The sequence below is a fragment of the Pseudomonas sp. PDM31 genome (assembly GCF_019218965.1).
Taxonomy (GTDB): domain Bacteria; phylum Pseudomonadota; class Gammaproteobacteria; order Pseudomonadales; family Pseudomonadaceae; genus Aquipseudomonas.
The window spans coordinates 232,313-248,842 of sequence record NZ_JAHUWS010000002.1; the positions used below are offsets into that span (position 1 = coordinate 232,313).

18 protein-coding genes are annotated in these 16,530 nt (G+C 57.8%); 11 read left to right on the forward strand and 7 right to left on the reverse strand.

The annotated features are described in order from the left end of the window. The first annotated feature begins 113 nt into the window (after positions 1-113). The 4 genes from pstB (at position 114) to KW839_RS04270 (ending at position 3,967) form a co-directional block, all read left to right on the forward strand. Positions 114-947 carry a phosphate ABC transporter ATP-binding protein PstB gene (pstB, locus tag KW839_RS04255; protein WP_060540210.1) on the forward strand — a complete coding sequence of 278 codons (834 nt, stop codon included), beginning with the start codon at positions 114-116 and terminating at the stop codon, positions 945-947. Between the two features lie 72 nt (positions 948-1,019). Continuing rightward, on the forward strand, positions 1,020-1,781 hold the full coding sequence (phoU, locus tag KW839_RS04260) for a phosphate signaling complex protein PhoU (RefSeq protein WP_060540209.1): 762 nt from the start codon (positions 1,020-1,022) through the stop codon (positions 1,779-1,781). A gap of 167 nt (positions 1,782-1,948) precedes the next feature. Beyond that, positions 1,949-2,863, forward strand: a complete 915-nt coding sequence (locus KW839_RS04265) for a response regulator (protein ID WP_060540208.1) — start codon at positions 1,949-1,951, stop codon at positions 2,861-2,863. 207 nt (positions 2,864-3,070) lie between these two features. After that, positions 3,071-3,967: a peptidoglycan DD-metalloendopeptidase family protein gene (locus tag KW839_RS04270; protein ID WP_218423528.1), complete on the forward strand. Its 897-nt coding sequence runs from the start codon at positions 3,071-3,073 to the stop codon at positions 3,965-3,967. 295 nt (positions 3,968-4,262) lie between these two features. On the opposite strand, the gene KW839_RS04275 is transcribed toward KW839_RS04270, so the two are convergent. From KW839_RS04275 to phoB, 3 genes are all read right to left on the reverse strand, one after another. Continuing rightward, entirely contained in the window at positions 4,263-5,603 is a 1,341-nt protein-coding gene (locus KW839_RS04275) for a hemolysin family protein (protein ID WP_060540206.1), read from the reverse strand. A gap of 123 nt (positions 5,604-5,726) precedes the next feature. After that, positions 5,727-7,013: a phosphate regulon sensor histidine kinase PhoR gene (gene phoR / locus KW839_RS04280; protein ID WP_256352531.1), complete on the reverse strand. Its 1,287-nt coding sequence runs from the start codon at positions 7,011-7,013 to the stop codon at positions 5,727-5,729. A gap of 75 nt (positions 7,014-7,088) precedes the next feature. Further along, a complete protein-coding gene (gene phoB, locus KW839_RS04285; protein ID WP_060540204.1) occupies positions 7,089-7,778 on the reverse strand; it encodes a phosphate regulon transcriptional regulator PhoB in 690 nt (229 codons plus the stop codon). Positions 7,779-7,930: 152 nt separating this feature from the next. Here phoB and KW839_RS04290 point away from each other — a divergent pair, with 152 nt between their 5' ends. Next, entirely contained in the window at positions 7,931-8,323 is a 393-nt protein-coding gene (locus tag KW839_RS04290; protein WP_060540203.1) for a hypothetical protein, read from the forward strand. A 129-nt stretch (positions 8,324-8,452) separates the two neighbouring features. Here KW839_RS04290 and ubiA read toward each other — a convergent pair whose 3' ends face one another. Together ubiA and KW839_RS04300 are read right to left on the reverse strand one after the other, a co-directional pair. Continuing rightward, complete coding sequence (gene ubiA, locus KW839_RS04295; RefSeq protein WP_060540202.1) at positions 8,453-9,343, reverse strand: 4-hydroxybenzoate octaprenyltransferase; 891 nt, start codon at positions 9,341-9,343, stop codon at positions 8,453-8,455. After that, complete coding sequence (locus tag KW839_RS04300) at positions 9,343-9,906, reverse strand: chorismate lyase (RefSeq protein WP_218423530.1); 564 nt, start codon at positions 9,904-9,906, stop codon at positions 9,343-9,345. The genes ubiA and KW839_RS04300 overlap by 1 nt, the downstream gene beginning before the upstream one ends. A 200-nt stretch (positions 9,907-10,106) precedes the next feature. On the opposite strand from KW839_RS04300, the gene KW839_RS04305 reads away from it, so the two are divergent. From KW839_RS04305 to KW839_RS04315, 3 genes are all read left to right on the forward strand, one after another. Beyond that, positions 10,107-10,274 (forward strand): rubredoxin, encoded by a 168-nt coding sequence (locus KW839_RS04305; protein ID WP_160388651.1) that lies wholly within the window; start codon positions 10,107-10,109, stop codon positions 10,272-10,274. A gap of 22 nt (positions 10,275-10,296) precedes the next feature. Continuing rightward, positions 10,297-11,445: an NAD(P)/FAD-dependent oxidoreductase gene (locus tag KW839_RS04310; protein WP_060540200.1), complete on the forward strand. Its 1,149-nt coding sequence runs from the start codon at positions 10,297-10,299 to the stop codon at positions 11,443-11,445. 194 nt (positions 11,446-11,639) lie between these two features. After that, positions 11,640-11,915, forward strand: a complete 276-nt coding sequence (locus tag KW839_RS04315) for an HU family DNA-binding protein (RefSeq protein WP_003213368.1) — start codon at positions 11,640-11,642, stop codon at positions 11,913-11,915. Between the two features lie 123 nt (positions 11,916-12,038). On the opposite strand, the gene KW839_RS04320 is transcribed toward KW839_RS04315, so the two are convergent. Then, positions 12,039-12,656, reverse strand: coding sequence for a GAD-like domain-containing protein (locus tag KW839_RS04320; RefSeq protein ID WP_218423532.1), 618 nt, complete (start codon positions 12,654-12,656; stop codon positions 12,039-12,041). Between the two features lie 11 nt (positions 12,657-12,667). Further along, positions 12,668-14,017, reverse strand: a complete 1,350-nt coding sequence (locus KW839_RS04325; RefSeq protein ID WP_218423534.1) for a DUF6861 domain-containing protein — start codon at positions 14,015-14,017, stop codon at positions 12,668-12,670. Between the two features lie 422 nt (positions 14,018-14,439). Here KW839_RS04325 and KW839_RS04330 point away from each other — a divergent pair, with 422 nt between their 5' ends. The 3 genes from KW839_RS04330 to KW839_RS04340 all read left to right on the forward strand — a co-directional run bounded on the left by KW839_RS04330 (position 14,440) and on the right by KW839_RS04340 (position 16,529). Further along, positions 14,440-15,345, forward strand: a complete 906-nt coding sequence (locus tag KW839_RS04330) for a leucine-rich repeat domain-containing protein (protein WP_218423536.1) — start codon at positions 14,440-14,442, stop codon at positions 15,343-15,345. A gap of 255 nt (positions 15,346-15,600) precedes the next feature. Then, positions 15,601-15,969 carry a DUF6124 family protein gene (locus KW839_RS04335; RefSeq protein ID WP_218423538.1) on the forward strand — a complete coding sequence of 123 codons (369 nt, stop codon included), beginning with the start codon at positions 15,601-15,603 and terminating at the stop codon, positions 15,967-15,969. A 176-nt stretch (positions 15,970-16,145) separates the two neighbouring features. Then, entirely contained in the window at positions 16,146-16,529 is a 384-nt protein-coding gene (locus tag KW839_RS04340; RefSeq protein WP_218423540.1) for a helicase, read from the forward strand. Position 16,530: the final 1 nt, after the last annotated feature.

A 16,530-nucleotide genomic window follows, 5' to 3' on the forward strand; every position in this document is an offset into this window, starting at 1 on the left:
TTTCACCGCGGTGATGCCATCGCCAGCAAGCCGGCTCCTACAGACAGAATTGCGTAACCGCAGGCAAGGCCTGCGGCTCACTGAACCGAATTTGTTAGCACAGGGAGCCTCCCATGCAGCACGAAACACATACCCACGGCATCAACATGTCGGCCCTGGGTCGCGACAAGCAGAGCCTGAGCCTCGAGCAGGAAACCGTAGCCATCGAAGTACCGGGCCTGAGCCTGTTCTACGGCGACAAACAGGCGCTTTTCGACGTCAGCATGAACATTCCGAAACAGCGCGTGACCGCCTTCATCGGCCCTTCCGGCTGCGGCAAGTCCACGCTGCTGCGGACCTTCAACCGCATGAACGACCTGGTTGACGGCTGTCGCGTAGAGGGTGCGATCAACCTGTACGGCAACAACATCTACCGCAAGGGCGAAGATGTGGCCGAACTGCGTCGCCGTGTCGGCATGGTGTTCCAGAAGCCGAACCCGTTCCCGAAAACCATCTACGAAAACGTGGTCTACGGCCTGCGCATCCAGGGCATCAACAAGAAGCGCGTACTGGACGAAGCCGTTGAGTGGGCATTGAAAGGCGCGGCGCTGTGGGATGAGGTCAAGGACCGCCTGCACGAGTCGGCACTGGGCCTGTCCGGTGGTCAGCAACAACGTCTGGTGATCGCCCGCACCATCGCCGTGGAGCCGGAAGTGCTGTTGCTCGATGAACCGTGCTCGGCACTCGACCCGATTTCCACGTTGAAAGTCGAAGAGCTGATCTACGAACTGAAATCCAAGTTCACCATCGTCATCGTGACCCACAACATGCAACAGGCGGCACGGGTTTCCGACTACACCGCGTTCATGTACATGGGCAAACTGGTGGAGTTCGGCGACACCGATACCCTGTTCACCAATCCGGCGAAGAAGCAGACCGAAGACTACATCACCGGTCGTTACGGCTAGGAAAGCTGTGGTTGCTCATTGAACTGACGCTGCGGTCCACCGCACCTTACCGGACGCTCCAAGGACGCCAACATGATTAGTAAAGAAGGCCTTACCCACCACATTTCCGCGCAGTTCAACGCCGAACTGGAGGAAGTGCGCAGCCACCTCCTGGCCATGGGCGGGCTGGTCGAGAAGCAGGTCAACGACGCGGTCACCGCGCTGATCGAGGCCGATTCCGGCCTGGCCCAGCAGGTTCGCGAGATCGACGACCAGATCAACCAGATGGAACGCAACATCGACGAAGAATGCCTGCGCATTCTGGCCCGTCGTCAGCCGGCCGCGTCCGATTTGCGTCTGATCATCAGCATTTCCAAATCGGTGATCGACCTGGAGCGCATCGGTGACGAAGCGACCAAGATCGCCCGTCGCGCCATCCAGTTGTGCGAAGAAGGTGAAGCGCCGCGCGGTTACGTCGAGGTGCGCCATATCGGCGACCAGGTGCGCAACATGGTCCGCGACGCACTGGACGCTTTTGCCCGCTTCGACGCCGATCTGGCGTTGTCGGTGGCGCAGTACGACAAGATCATCGACCGCGAGTACAAGACCGCCCTGCGTGAGCTGGCCACCTACATGATGGAAGACCCGCGCTCTATCTCGCGCGTCTTGAGCATTATCTGGGTGCTGCGTTCGCTTGAGCGCATCGGCGACCACGCGCGCAACATTTCGGAACTGGTGATTTACCTGGTGCGCGGCACCGACGTGCGTCACCTGGGTCTCAAACGCATGAAAGAAGAAGTTGAAGGAACCGGCGGGGAAACCGCTAATGTTCCGGGCAAATCTGACGATAAGTAAGATTGCCCAATGAACACGCCCGGCCTGTTGGCCGGGCGTTTTTGTTTGCGGCCCACGAATTCCAAAGGCAGCACCCGCGAACGAAAAGTCCGGCGTGACTGAGCGTTATTGGCAATATGCCATCAGCAAGACGGTATGCTTGCCGGGACTTTTTTAAGGGGTGATGGATGAGTAAGGTCAGTGTGTTGGTCGTGGACGACGCTTCGTTCATTCGTGACCTGGTGAAGAAGTGCCTGCGTAACCATTTCCCGGGCATGCGCATCGAAGACGCGATCAATGGCAGAAAGGCCCAGGCCATGCTGGTAAAGGAAGCCTTCGATCTGGTTCTGTGCGACTGGGAAATGCCGGAAATGTCCGGTCTGGAACTCCTGACCTGGTGCCGCGAGCAGGAGGGTCTCAAGGCCATGCCCTTCGTGATGGTGACCAGCCGTGGAGACAAGGAAAACGTTGTCCAGGCGATTCAGGCCGGCGTTTCCGGCTACGTCAGCAAGCCATTTACCAACGAGCAACTGGTCAACAAGGTCAAACAGGCGTTGCATAAGGTGGGCAAGCTCGACGCCTTGGTCAGCAGTGCGCCGAGTAAAGTGAGCTCGCCGTACGGCAATGACTCTCTGAACGCGTTGACCAGCGGCAAGCCTGCCGTGAGCGCAGCAACTTCCAGCCCTGCTGCCAATCCCTCCCGAGGCCTGCTGAACAGCCCGCCGCTCAAAGTCCCTGCGGCCTCGTCATCGGCTGCAATCGCCAGTGGCCGCGGCCAGGGCCAATTGCGCTTGCCGAACGGCATCCAGCAATGCGTAATCAAGGCCTTGAGCCTCAAGGAAGCGCTGTTGGTGGTGAAACGTACCGAGGCTCTGCCGCAGATTCTTGATAGCGCCGTGCTCGACCTGGAGCAGGGGGATAACGCCGAAGTTGCCCGCCTCAACGGCTACCTGCACGCGGTCGTGGCCCACGAACAAAAGCCCGACAGCGAGTGGTTGCAACTGACTTTCCGTTTTGTCGACCAGGATACGCAGAAGCTCGATTACATCTCGCGGTTGATCGCCCGTGGTACGGCGCAGAAGCAATTTATTCCGGGTGCGTAACCTTCGCCGCCTGCCCGTATGCCATCGCGAGCAAGCCCGCTCCCACATTGGAATGCATTTCAATTGTGGGAGCGGGCTTGTTCGCGATGGGGTTAATGAATTCACCGCACATTTACCAGGCTGCCCATTTTGAAACATCTGCCGACTACGCAGGTCAATTGCGACTGCTAGGCTTGGTCCCAAGCCTTACTCGACAGAATCCCGCCCATGCTCGCGCGCCTGCTGCTTCTATGTGGTCTGCTCATGGCCGCCGCCCCGGCTTTGGCCTTGACGATCTACAAGTCCACCGACGCCAATGGCGTGGTCTCCTATAGCGACCGCCCCACGAAAGGCTCCAAGGTGTTTACGTTGCGCGATCGTATGGACGAACGCCTGGAGCGCCAGGTGTATTACGTGTTGATGAAGAAGGACGGCGTTGACACTGTGTACGTGCGCAATGACCTGTATGCGCCGGTCGAAATCGAACTGGGATTTTCCGGGTTGAAGAACGTCAGCGGCGCGCCGGGCCGGCCGATTCGACGAGTGATACCGCTGCGCACCAGTGTTCGTCTGGCACAGCTCACCGCGACCAAGGCCGGAAGGCCAATCGCATACACCCCCAGGTTGAGATTTTCCCTGGGTGACCCCTCTGGGATCGCCACAGGCTATCGATACCCCTTGCCCTGGCGTGGCGGACCGTTTCGCATAAGTCAGGGCGCTAACGGCCAATACAGCCACTATGGACCGAAGAATCGTTACGCAATGGACATCGCCATGCCTGAAGGCACGCCGATCATTGCCGCGCGCGCCGGGGTCGTGGTGAAGGTCGAGAACAGCCAGACCGGGCGCGGCAGCAATCCATCGGGCAATTTCGTGCGGGTGCTGCACAGTGACGGGACGATGGGCGTGTACCTGCACTTGAAGAAAGGCTCGGTCAGGGTCGGTGAAGGTCAACGAGTCGAGGTGGGCAGCGCGCTGGCGTTATCGGGCAATACCGGCAACAGCAGCGGGCCGCACTTGCACTTCGTGGTTCAGCGCAACACCGGGATGGGGCTGGTGTCGATTCCGTACCAGTTCAAGCAGCCGGTGGGAGCATTGCCCAACTTTGCGCTGGGCAAGCAATAACGGCGACAGCGATCAAACATGGCGAGGGGTGCCTGCCTGTGGCGAGGGGTCTTGCCTGTGGTGAGGGGTCTTGCCTGTGGCGAGGGGTCTTGCCTGTGGCGAGGGGGCTTGCCCCCGCTGGACGGCGAAGCCGTCCCAAAGCCTTTGATGAAGGTGCATCAATCAGAGTAAAGCCCAAGACTTCAGGGCCGCTTCGCAGCCCAGCGGGGGCAAGCCCCCTCGCCACAGGAAGCCTCCTCCACAGAAGCCCCAAGCCACAGAGGTCCCATGCCACCGAAGGCCCTGGGAGCGTGCCTCAATCGAGCATCAACACCTTGGCCAGAACGATCTTCGGTCCTTTCATCTTCTTGATGATGATCCGCAGACCTTCGACTTCCAGCACTTCTTCCTCTTCCGGCACCCGTTTGAGGCTTTCGTAGACCAGCCCGGCGAGGGTTTCGGCTTCGACGTGATCAAGGTCGATCCCCAGCAGGCGTTCAACCTTGAACAGCGGCGTATCGCCTCGCACCAACAGTTTGCCCGGCTGGTACGCGAGGATCCCGCGCTCGGCCTTGCGGTGTTCGTCCTGGATGTCGCCTACCAGCACTTCCAGCACGTCTTCCATGGTCAGGTAGCCAATGATGTTGCCATCAGCCTCTTCGACCACAGCGAAGTGCGAGCCGCCCTTGCGGAACTGCTCCAGCAACTGCGACAGCGGCATGTGCCGCGAGACACGCTCCAGCGGGCGGGTCAGTTCGGCGAGGTTAAACGACTCTGGAATGTGGTCCAGCGCCGCCAGTTCCAGCAGCAGATCCTTGATGTGCAGCAGGCCGACGAACTCCTGGCGCTCGCTGTCGTACACCGGATAGCGGCTGAACTTGTGGCGACGGAACATCGCCAGGATCTGCTTGAGCGGTGCGTTGAACTCCAGGGTCACCAGGTCTTCGCGGGAGTTGGCCCAGTCGACCACTTCCAGTTCGCCCATTTCCACCGCCGAGGCCAGTACGCGCATGCCTTGGTCGCTCGGGTCCTGGCCACGGCTGGAGTGCAGGATCAGCTTCAGCTCTTCGCGACTGTAGTGGTGCTCGTGATGCGGGCCGGGTTCGCCTTGGCCGGCGATGCGCAGGATGGTGTTGGCGCTGGCGTTGAGCAGGTAAATGGCCGGGTACATGGCCCAGTAGAACAGGTACAGCGGCACCGCCGTCCATAGCGACAGCAGTTCGGGTTTGCGGATTGCCCAGGATTTCGGGGCCAGTTCACCGACCACGATGTGCAGGTATGAAATGATGAAGAACGCAGTGAAGAACGACACGCCCTTGACGATTTCGGCCGATTCCACGCCGATCGCGCTAAGCAACGGTTCGAGAATATGCGCGAATGCCGGCTCACCGACCCAGCCAAGGCCCAGGGAGGCAAGGGTGATACCCAGTTGGCAGGCCGACAGGTATGCATCGAGCTGACTGTGTACGGTGCGCAGGATGTGCCCGCGCCAGCCGTTCTTGTCAGCGATGGCTTCGACCCGGGTCGAGCGCAGTTTGACCATGGCAAATTCCGCCGCAACGAAAAATCCGTTGAGCAAAACCAGGATCAGAGCAAAAAGAATCATGCCGAAGTCGGCGAATATTGTTGCGAGGGACAAGCCAGGGGAAGGGTCCATGATGGAGTTTTGCGGGTTCCGTGTGTTCGAAAGGGAAGAATAAGCCGCGCCTGAAAGGCAGGCACAAGTCAGCCAATGTAGCGGCTGACTGATCTGTTGCCTAGTGGCGCGTGCTGGCCGGTATCAGTCTGCGGTATCGACAACCCGGGATTTACTGACCTGGGCCGGGGCAAAATGGCAGGTAAACGTACTGCCGTGGCCCGGTACGCTGCTGATTTCCATCCGCGCCCGATGACGTAGCAACACGTGTTTCACGATCGCCAGGCCAAGGCCGGTGCCGCCGGTGTTGGAGTTGCGGCTGGAGTCGACGCGGTAGAAGCGTTCGGTCAGGCGCGGCAGGTGCTTGCTGTCGATGCCGATCCCGGAATCCTGCACGCTAAGGTGCGCACCCTGGTTGTCGCCCCACCAGCGAATGCGGATGTTGCCTTCGGCCGGGGTGTATTTCACCGCGTTGAACACCAGGTTGGAGAACGCGCTGCGCAGTTCCGCTTCGCTGCCTTTGAGCAGAATCGTTGGATCCGCCTCCAGGGTGATGTGCTGGTTTTTCTGCCCGGACAGTTGCTGGGCGTCGCTCTTGATCGATTGCAGCAATCCGTCGATGGGTACTGGCTGGTTGTCCGACGGGTAATCGGTAGCTTCAAGCTTGGCCAACAGCAACAAGTCGTTGAGCAGCGCCTGCATGCGTCCACCTTGCTGCTGCATTTGTTGCAGGGCGCGGCTCCAGCGCGGGTTCACTTCCTCGACGTTGTCGAGCAGGGTTTCGAGGTAGCCGCAGATCACCGTGAGCGGTGTACGCAACTCATGGGAAACGTTGGCAATGAAGTCTTTGCGCATTTGCTCCAACTGATGGATGCGCGTCACGTCGCGTACCAGCATCAAGTGTTCGTTGTTGCCGTAACGGGTGATATACAACTGAATGCGTACCCGATCGTTGGTCGGCGAAGGGATTTCGAGGGGCTCGGCGTAGTTGTCCTGCTCGAAGTATTCCTTGAAACGCGGATGGCGCACCAGGTTGGTCACCGGCTGGCCGCTGTCCTGCGGGGTCTTGAGGCCCAGCAGGGTTTCAGCGGCGCGGTTCCACCATTCCAGGTTGCCGTCGGTGTCGAGCATGATCACCGCGTCCTTCAGCGCGGCGGTGGATTCCTGGACCCGGTCGATCACCGCTTGCAGGCGCCCGCGCACCCGTTGGTCGCGGCGTTGCAGGTGGTAGATGCTGTCGAACACCTCGCCCCACAGGCCGTAACCATCGGGGGGGGCTTCATCGGGTTTGTGCAGGCGCAACCACTCATGCAGGCGCAGCAGCTGCTTGAGGGTCCAGGCCAGGTAAAGGCCCAGGCCTGCAGCAAGGCTCCAGCCGAAATAGCCGGTAATCAGACCGATCACCAGGCAGGCGGTAACCAGTAACAGCATGTGGCGAATCAGGGTGCCATGCCAGTTTTGATTCACGGAAAATATGCGTCCTTGTCAGCGAGTCTGGCGGTCAATTCAGGCCTTGGTCGAGAACCGATAGCCGGTACCGCGCACGGTTTGTACCAGATTTTCGTATGCATCACCGAGGGCTTTGCGCAGGCGCCGAATGTGTACGTCGACGGTGCGTTCTTCGACATACACGTTGCCGCCCCAGACCTGATCCAGCAACTGGCCACGGGTGTAGGCGCGTTCCTGGTGAGTCATGAAGAATTGCAGCAGACGATATTCGGTAGGGCCCATCTCGGCAGGACTGCCATCGATGGTCACTCGGTGGCTGATCGGGTCGAGCAGCAGGCCGCCGACTTCGATTGGCGCCTCGCCATCGCTCGGGCCGGCACGGCGCAACACGGCTTTGAGGCGTGCTACCAGCTCGCGCGGGGAAAAAGGTTTGGTGATGTAGTCGTCGGCGCCGACTTCCAGGCCCTGGATCTTGTTGTCCTCTTCACCTTTGGCCGTGAGCATGATGATCGGAATGTCACCGGTCAGTTCATCACGCTTGAGGCGGCGGGCCAACTCGATACCTGAGGTGCCGGGCAGCATCCAGTCGAGCAGGATGAGGTCGGGCTTGCGGTCGACGATGATGGCGTGGGCCTGCTGGGAGTTCTCCGCCTCCAGGCATTCATAGCCGGCCATTTCCAACGCAACGGCGATCATTTCGCGAATGGGCGCCTCGTCGTCGACGATCAGAATGCTCCTGCCAACCATGCCTTACTCCTCTTGTCATTTAACTGTCTTGCGCCGCATTAGATAACGGAATTATTGCAGTCGTGTGACAGTATTTTAGTCGCCGGGTGATTGTCATGATCCTGAACTAAGCTTTAAGTCCGAATCCTGACAACCACCAAAGGAAGGTTTCCATGTATCAGCACTCGCAATCCTTCAAGGGCCTGCTGCTGGCAGCTGCCCTGATTCTGCCATCGATGGCGTTCGCCGCCGAACCGGCCATGATGAAAGATGGCGTGATGACCGACCACAAAGGCATGACGCTGTATACGTTCGACAAAGACACCGGCGGCAAGTCGGTGTGCACCGGGCAATGCGCGGAAAACTGGCCGCCGCTGATGGCCAAGGCCGACGACAAGGCTGAAGGCAAGTGGAGCATCATCAAGCGTGACGATGGCTCGATGCAGTGGGCTTACGACGGCAAGCCGCTGTACTACTTCGTCAAGGACAAGGCCCCGGGGCAAAAGGAAGGCGACAAGATGAAAGACGTTTGGCACGTCATCACCAATTCCGGGCCGAAGATGTAAGGATCCTGCAGGAGCGAGCTTGCTCGCGATGAACTTGAAGGCGGCGTGCGCGTCAACGTTTTCTCGCGAACAAGCTCACATCCCTCCTGTACGGTGTGGTCAACCTGTCGGAGCGAGTCTGGCCTGAACTCAGCGCAACGCATAATCCAGCACAATTCCCACGAATATGGCCAACCCGGCCCAGTGGTTGTGCAAGAACGCCTTGAAGCAGCGCATCCGGTCCTTGCCGCGGGTGTACCAGAACTCCCAGGCGAAGCAACCTGCGGCCACCAGCAGCCCGAAGTGGAACCATATCCCCAGCTCGAATTTCGAGCCTGCCAGCAACAGGCAACCCAGTGCCAGCCCCTGCAGGGTCAGAATGATTACCCGGTCTGCCTCGCCAAAGAGGATGGCCGTGGATTTCACGCCGATCTTCAGGTCATCGTCGCGATCGGTCATTGCGTAATAGGTGTCGTAACCCACTGTCCACATCAGGTTGGCGATCCACAGCAGCCAGGCGACAGCCGGTAGCTCACCGGTTTCGGCGGTAAACGCCATCGGCATCCCCCAGGAAAACGCCGCGCCCAGCACCACTTGCGGGTAATAGGTGTAGCGCTTCATGAACGGGTAGCTGAACGCCAGCGCCAGCCCGCCCAGCGACAGCCAGATGGTCGCGGCGTTGGTACACAGCACCAGCAGGAAACTCACCCCCATCAGCAAGGCAAAGAACACCAGGGCTTCTCTGGAACTGATCTTGCCGCTCACCAGCGGGCGTTGCTCGGTACGCTTCACGTGGCCGTCGACCTTGCGATCGGCCCAGTCGTTGATCACGCAGCCGCCAGCGCGGGTCAGCACCACGCCGAGCACGAAAATCACCACGTTGGCCAGGGACGGCGAGCCTTTGCCGGCAATCCACAGCGCCCACAGCGTCGGCCACAGCAGCAGGTATATGCCGATCGGCTTGTCCATGCGCGTCAGCTGGATGAAGTCCCAGGCTCGCGGATTCAGGCGGTTCAGGGACTTGAGCAGGCTCTGGTACATCAAGGTTTCTCCGGATGGGCGCGAGCGGCATTCCACAAGGTTGGCAGGAATACTTCGGCTACCAGGACGCTCAAGGCCCCGCGGTCGAAGCGCGAGCGACGGCCCCACAGCCCGCCGGCCTGTATCTCGGTCGGCAGCCAGGCTTGAGGGTAATGGCAAACCTCGATGTCCCGACGCTGGAATGCGTGGTCGCAAAACAGCAACTCGCCCAGGGAGCGGCTGCCCAATTCGTCCATATGCAAGCCATCGCCCTGCAGTGCACTGCGCGCAGCGACACTTCGGGCAAACACCCAGGCTTCGCCGTGGCCGCGCAAATACACTTCGCGTACCCAGCCTTCGCTGCCTTCGGCCAGATCCAGTGCCACGCATTCGTCAGCGCGCAGTAACTGCCAGCCTTCGAACGTGGGTGTGACGCTGAAAGCATCATTGGAGAGCTGAATGAGGCGCCGGGTCAGCGAGCCTTCATCGAACAGCCAGTCGAGGGCAGCCGGGTCGGGGAGGGGCGTCAGCTCGCTTCGGGGAAGCCAGAGCGGGGCCGTGCAGGAGGGTTTTGAGTGCGGCACAGTGCGTCATTATTGGCAGCAAATGAGGCGGCGAGCTTAACATGTCGGTCGACGACTTTGATTGAAATGGCCCGCCGTTGCGCCGAACAGTGCTTGCAACTGGCGGGCCCGATCAGTACAAAACGCCCTGAGCCGGATGGCAGCGTTTCACCATCGACCGTCTGAGCCTGCTAATGCCTGACCCCTGAGGAAGTATCTGAATGAAAAAGTGGCAATGTATCGTCTGTGGCCTGATCTATAACGAAGCCGACGGCTGGCCCGATGACGGCATTGTGCCGGGCACCCGTTGGGAAGATGTCCCGGCAGACTGGCTGTGCCCGGACTGCGGTGTGGGCAAAATGGATTTCGAAATGATCGAAATCAACTAATAAAAAACCAGAGGAGTAAGGAATGAACGCACCTGTCGTAATCGTAGGCACCGGCCTGGCTGGCTACAACCTGGCCCGCGAGTTTCGCAAGCTCGATAGCGAAACCCCGCTGCTGCTGATTACTGCCGACGACGGCCGTTCCTACTCCAAGCCGATGCTCTCCACCGGCTTCGGCAAGAACAAGGATGCCGACGGCCTGAGCATGGCCGAACCGGGCGCGATGGCCGAGCAATTGAAGGCCGAAGTGCGTACCCACACGCGCATCAGCGGCATCGACCCGGGTCACAAGCGTCTATGGATTGGTGAAGAAGCGGTGACCTACCGCGACCTGATCCTGGCCTGGGGCGCCGAAACCGTACGGGTTCCGATTGAAGGCGACGCAGCGGACTGCGTGTTTCCGATCAACGATCTGGAAGACTACGCGCGCTTTCGCGCGGCTGCGGCCGGCAAGCGTCGGGTGTTACTGCTTGGAGCCGGCCTGATCGGCTGCGAGTTCGCCAACGACCTGACCCTGGGCGGCTACGAGGTGCAACTGGTTGCGCCATGTGAACAGGTTATGCCGACCCTGCTGCATCCGGCGGCCGCTGCTGCCGTGCAGGCAGGCCTGGAAAGCCTGGGTGCACGCTTTCATCTGGGGCCGGTGCTCAATCGCCTGCAACGAGTGGCAGAAGGCCTGGAAGCGCATCTGTCCGATGGTCAGGTGATCGCGTGTGATGTCGTGGTCTCGGCCATTGGCCTGCGTCCGCGCATCGATCTCGCCGCAGCGGCTGGATTGCAGGTTAATCGTGGCGTGGTGGTCGACCGTCACCTGAAAACCTCCCATGCCAACATCTACGCCCTGGGTGATTGCGCCGAGGTCGATGGCCTCAATCTTCTGTACGTCATGCCCCTGATGAGCTGTGCCAGGGCGCTGGCGCAAACCCTGGCCGGCAACCCGACCGTCGTAAGCTATGGGCCAATGCCGATCACCGTCAAAACGCCGGTCTGCCCATTGGTGGTTTCGCCGCCACCGCGGGGTGCCGAAGGCGTCTGGACAGTCGAAGGGCAGGGCGCCGACATCAAGGTTCTATGCCGCGACGCGACGGGCAACCTGCTCGGTTATGCCCTGACGGGCGCGGCCGTAATGGAAAAACTGGCCCTGAACAAAGAGCTTCCGGCACTGCTGGCGTAAATACCGGTCGTTCTGTCGGATTCACCCCCCTTTTGCCCCTACATTGGCCGCGCCGACACTGGCGCGGCTCCTCGCTGCGTGCCATCCTCACTCCCGTCTGCCGCAGAGTAGAGCACCTGCGGCGCTTTGGGCGCTGCTTCGCAGAGAGCAGCACGGACATAACAACAAAAAACCGTCAAAGGGGCTTCACTCATATGCGTAAACCAGAACTCGCTGCAGCCATCGCTGAAAAAGCAGACCTCACCAAAGAACAAGCCAACCGCGTTCTCAACGCCGTTCTCGAAGAAATCACCGGCGCCCTGCATCGCAAGGACAGCGTGACGCTGGTGGGCTTCGGCACCTTCCTGCAACGCCATCGCGGCGCCCGCACCGGCAAAAACCCGCAAACCGGTGAGCCCGTCAAAATCAAGGCCAGCAATACCGTGGCTTTCAAGCCAGGTAAATCGTTGAAGGACAGCGTTAATCCGTAAGCGGTTTTCACCTCTCCCTTAGTGGGGGAGTGGAATAAAAAAATGGGCACGCCAACCAGGGTTGGGTGCCCATTTTTTGTGGGATCAACAGGTTTCATGGAAATCTGCCCCGGACATCTGCCTTCAAAGGTCTGAAAAACTATAGGGCTGAAGCTCGGTGATCTGAGACAGCAGGATCAGATGCTCCACTGCCTTTACCTTCTCCAGATGTTCGAGGGTGTCCGGGCCGCCGAACATCAGCGCTGGGACGAAACCGTACATTTCGTCGTGGCGTAGGGTGCCGAGCTTTTTCTTTGCGGGTTGGAACAGGTCTTCGAAATCGTTGTATTCAACTTCTGTAGATAAAAGAAAATTTTGGAGCTCTCTGTCCATTTCATCACTTGCTATTTCGAAGTTATCGATAATACATCGAGAAAGCACACTGGTTATTTTAAGAGAGGCACCCGTTTTTTCACCCCACAGGTACAAGTCGCCAAAGGCGCTGCGAGCAATCAGGTGGTAAGCGTCTCGATCTTCAAATGTTGTTCCTCCAAGCCAGGACGCCACCACCCCATCGTATTCCTGAGGGTTCACTATCCAAAAAATCCCATCACCATAACCGCACCAGCCGTGTTCAGCCCAATACTCCAGCAGTTGATTGGGTAGCTTGTCCCTATAACGTTCGATACTAGACGCCGGGACCTCCTGACGATCAACTGGACTGCCAAACGTATCCAGAAAAATTGAAAACACTTCATCCATTACGTTTCTCCTTAGCATTTATGAAGTTTGACATTGAGATATGTATCACCGCGTAAAGTCGTTGGCACTGTCTCAGCGGCCTTTTTCAAATTTGTTATTTTTGGTCCCCACTGAGGTCCAATGCTGGAGTTGACTTGTCGATCCCCGAAATCCGCGATGATGTCTTTACCTCCTGCACTCAAATCCGGATTATGCAGTCCTGCAAGGTTTGACATCGTTTCCTTGGCTTTTTTCAGACTCTCTGCTTTCGCAATTCCGGGGCTCATCGTTTTCGAATATTCCCTTTGAAATCGTGTTTGCAATTTGGCTTGTAGATTCTTTCGGGCCTGCCTGGCCGCCGTCCGACTACGCTTCACCGGATTAGCTATATTCTCCAGATATTCATCAACCGTCAGCCGATTCAGCCCGTCCTCTTGTCCCTTCAACTGCCGCTCGAATTCTCCGATTTTCGACGCCGGCATCTTGTCCGCTTTGAAACACTCGACTGTATGAAGCGGCATGGCGTTCGGTTTGTTATGGGGCGAGTCCTTAACTTTTCCAGGTGGACGGTTTGTCGGTGGTGCAGGCTCTTGCCGGCCGATAGCCCCTCTGCGCGGCTCTGCGGTTTGCAGGTCTGGTCGTTTTTTCAGTGACTCTTCATGCTTGAGCATCCATGCGCCCAGTCGCACGCCTTTGCGGCTCTCTCGCATTTCCTGGGCGAGGACATTTGCATTACCTCGACCACGGGTAATGTAAGCGACGATGGCTCCCAGCAGCAGGACGACAACCTCAACATGCCCCAGTGCGATGTGGTGGGCTGCTCTTGCTCCGGCAAAAGGATCGTCCCGGCTGAATGGGTTCAACCCTTCCTCGCCCCGTGGGCCTTTCCACGCGATGTTGATGCCCGTCAGGTAATACTCGCCAATGCGCGGCAATCCCTCGACGAAAAACTCAGCGATGGACGTCAGACCGAGTATCCCCAATATCCACGTGCTCACTTGTAACCCCATGGCGGCGCCAGCTGCGCCCATGGGAATGGCGCCTGCTCCTCCGAAAAACGCGCCTGCACCTGCGCCTATTGCGCCTCCGGTCATCACACTGCCCGCGACGATCATTGCCATTTGAGTGGCGACTTCGATCAGCTCGTTGAGGATGCTGGAGATGTCGAGGTCAGAGAAACGCTGCCTCAATAAACGACCAGCCTCCAATTCGGCCTGGTAGAACGCGGACCTGACACTGTTGATACGACGGATATTGAGAGAGAGGGAGGGGGCACGCTCGTTGAACTGCGTGCGAAAGATAGATCCTCCCTGGTAACCCATTTCGTGGGTTATACGGTTTTCAATCTCGTGCCACGTGGGCACGATTTGCCATAAAAACATTCGAGTGTCTCCCTGACAGTTCGCCCCATTGATGGACTGATAATCCCAGCGTCCATTGCTGAAATACGCTAACAAGATGTTTGAAGCGTTGATGTAGGAAAACACCCCTGTCAAAGTCAGAAACTTCTTCTATTTCACAATGTTGCGTCATTAGTCAGCAGAGGCTCGTATTGAGCCTGCTACTTGGATAGTCGGATTCATGACCACGAGAAGAAGGAAGCATTGGAAGGGAGCCAACCAGCGGAGCCTTGCAATTTGCAATTTGCAATTTGCAATTTGCAGAGTGCCGCAGGCCGTTCACTCCGCTGTCCGGCGCTTCGGACTATTCCAATTGGGTATTGGCAACTGTCAGTTCTGACAGTTAAAAGTGGTCAACTGATGCTTTATAAGAGGAGTCCCCTTACCAACGATAAGTGACTGAAATGACCTCGAACAATGTAATTGCAAATGCAGTTACCCCTCAGACAATCCCGGCGCAGATCAAGACTCTCTTTGCCGATATCAGATTTGCGCAGGTGGCGGCCGAACATATTTCAGCTGCCGCGGGCAAGCCTGTAACTGTCGAAGACACAGTGACACAGGACATGCTTGATAAAGTGACGGTGTTGAGAGTGTTGAGTGGGAGTCCGGTAAAGTTTACCAACCTGGGAGGCATTGGACATCTGCGCAACTTGCAGGACGTGATGATAGAAAAGCAAGTGATCACTCGCTTGCCCAAAGACTTCGGGACGTTGGCAAAATTGACGTCGTTGTACATCGGCAACTGCTCACTCCAGTCAATTCCATACTGGATCGGAAATCTCACCAGCCTGACCAACCTGAACCTCAGTGGTCAGTTTCCGGTAGGCATTATGAGAGGCGGTATTCCGGAGTCGATCGGTAACCTGACGAAACTGGAGCGCTTCGACGTGGGCAATAACAGCAACCTGTGCGGAAAATTGCCGGATACCTTTGCTCGGCTAACCGCTCTCAAACAGCTATTGGTTCAGAGCAACGGATTTGAAGACCTGACCGTCTTGAATGCCCTGCCTTCGACCGCCTTCATGTATTTCATCAACCAAGCCTTGGGGGTTTTTGAGTTGGGCGATGTGCGGCAAAACAGTTCATTGCCCATCAGGCTGCCGGAAATATTTGTGCAGGCCCAAACTCCGTGTGACGTCCTGTATCAAGCGGGCGGTGTCGAAATCCACGGCAATCCAGATGCGTACCTGGATGCGAACCTGCGCTATGTGCATTTGCCGACCTCCACCCTTGGCCCGTCCGAAGTGATACTGGCGTTTCCTGGGCGGCAGACCAATGTGACTTATCGCTACACGGTGACCGTATAGCGGTTAGCAGCTCTCCGGGCTTGAGCGGACATAAACCGTGCGCTGGACACGACAGCATTTCTGCGCACGGCTCATTAAGCTGGAAGGGGCATCGGCAGGCGAATGTTGAATAGCGTTTAATATTTGAAAGAAAAGTGTCCGCCCCATGATGAAAGCGTTCAAAAAATCGACGAATCATCCGACGCTTTTTTAGGGTTGGCCTTCGGAAGTGTGAGGGTTAGCGTGATAGCTCCACACTTACATGACGGAATCACTATGGTCAGTATCACCGACATACCTTCTGAATCAGAAGCCGACAGCATTTCCCCGTATGTCTGCGCTACTTCGAGAAAACTGCACGATGCTGCTGACCGTGCGCTGAACTATTACCTCAATCCCGTTCCCGTTAAGGCGCAGATCATACCCGGCTCGATCTTTACTATTGCGCCTGACATCAACAACGAGACGCTGTTGGCGCACGCGTCTGAGTCGCTGGAATCGGCGAGGGTGATGGCGGGTGATTTTGTCGGGGTTCTGGAGGGCTCACACCGCAAAACAATGCTGGCGCTTCAACAAATCATCATGCTGGGTCAGTTGGCAGTGAATCGGGTTCTGGACAATACCGGTGTTTCTGAAAATGCGTGAGCGAGTAGGAAAGCACAGCCTCGCGACACCTCTCATGTAACAACCTTCGTTAATGACTTGGTAGTCATCAGCGTCAAAAACGACAACATCTCCTGCTAAATAATGCAGATAGTGGTGTTCTTTGTTTTTGCCGTTACACTGCTCCCGCCGTTCATTTTTCTTTCGAGGCTGTGCGCATGAAGTTTCGTTTTCTGCTGTGGATGCTGGGTTTGTTGATGGGCAAGGCCAGCCGGACCAATCCGGCCTTTCAGCAGCAGTTGGGTGACAAGGACCTGGTGTTTCAGTTGCAGACCCTGGACGGGAAAGTGGCGCGGCATTTCCGCGTGAAGGACCAGCGCATTACCAGCCAATCGGGTGTGCATGCCGAGCCTGCGTTTGCGATTGCCTTTAAAGATGCCGCCTATGGCTTTGCCACGATGCAGGCGAAGAACAAGCAGTTGGCCTTCATGACCGGGATTCAGGACAAGTCGATTCAGATCAAGGGCAACCCGGCACTGGTGATCTGGTTCCAGGGGTTGACCAAGTATTTGAAGCCGAAGAAGGCAAAGGCGAGGGTTTGAG

What these genes read in the sequence shown, in the direction of transcription:
- pstB (WP_060540210.1), top strand. Translation starts at nt 114, where the DNA reads ATGCAGCACGAAACACATACCCACGGCATCAACATGTCGGCCCTGGGT.
- phoU (WP_060540209.1), top strand. Translation starts at nt 1,020, where the DNA reads ATGATTAGTAAAGAAGGCCTTACCCACCACATTTCCGCGCAGTTCAAC.
- KW839_RS04265 (WP_060540208.1), top strand. Translation starts at nt 1,949, where the DNA reads ATGAGTAAGGTCAGTGTGTTGGTCGTGGACGACGCTTCGTTCATTCGT.
- KW839_RS04270 (WP_218423528.1), top strand. Translation starts at nt 3,071, where the DNA reads ATGCTCGCGCGCCTGCTGCTTCTATGTGGTCTGCTCATGGCCGCCGCC.
- KW839_RS04275 (WP_060540206.1), bottom strand. Translation starts at nt 5,603, where the DNA reads ATGGACCCTTCCCCTGGCTTGTCCCTCGCAACAATATTCGCCGACTTC.
- phoR (WP_256352531.1), bottom strand. Translation starts at nt 7,013, where the DNA reads ATGCTGTTACTGGTTACCGCCTGCCTGGTGATCGGTCTGATTACCGGC.
- phoB (WP_060540204.1), bottom strand. Translation starts at nt 7,778, where the DNA reads ATGGTTGGCAGGAGCATTCTGATCGTCGACGACGAGGCGCCCATTCGC.
- KW839_RS04290 (WP_060540203.1), top strand. Translation starts at nt 7,931, where the DNA reads ATGTATCAGCACTCGCAATCCTTCAAGGGCCTGCTGCTGGCAGCTGCC.
- ubiA (WP_060540202.1), bottom strand. Translation starts at nt 9,343, where the DNA reads ATGTACCAGAGCCTGCTCAAGTCCCTGAACCGCCTGAATCCGCGAGCC.
- KW839_RS04305 (WP_160388651.1), top strand. Translation starts at nt 10,107, where the DNA reads ATGAAAAAGTGGCAATGTATCGTCTGTGGCCTGATCTATAACGAAGCC.
- KW839_RS04310 (WP_060540200.1), top strand. Translation starts at nt 10,297, where the DNA reads ATGAACGCACCTGTCGTAATCGTAGGCACCGGCCTGGCTGGCTACAAC.
- KW839_RS04315 (WP_003213368.1), top strand. Translation starts at nt 11,640, where the DNA reads ATGCGTAAACCAGAACTCGCTGCAGCCATCGCTGAAAAAGCAGACCTC.
- KW839_RS04320 (WP_218423532.1), bottom strand. Translation starts at nt 12,656, where the DNA reads ATGGATGAAGTGTTTTCAATTTTTCTGGATACGTTTGGCAGTCCAGTT.
- KW839_RS04325 (WP_218423534.1), bottom strand. Translation starts at nt 14,017, where the DNA reads ATGTTTTTATGGCAAATCGTGCCCACGTGGCACGAGATTGAAAACCGT.
- KW839_RS04330 (WP_218423536.1), top strand. Translation starts at nt 14,440, where the DNA reads ATGACCTCGAACAATGTAATTGCAAATGCAGTTACCCCTCAGACAATC.
- KW839_RS04335 (WP_218423538.1), top strand. Translation starts at nt 15,601, where the DNA reads ATGGTCAGTATCACCGACATACCTTCTGAATCAGAAGCCGACAGCATT.
- KW839_RS04340 (WP_218423540.1), top strand. Translation starts at nt 16,146, where the DNA reads ATGAAGTTTCGTTTTCTGCTGTGGATGCTGGGTTTGTTGATGGGCAAG.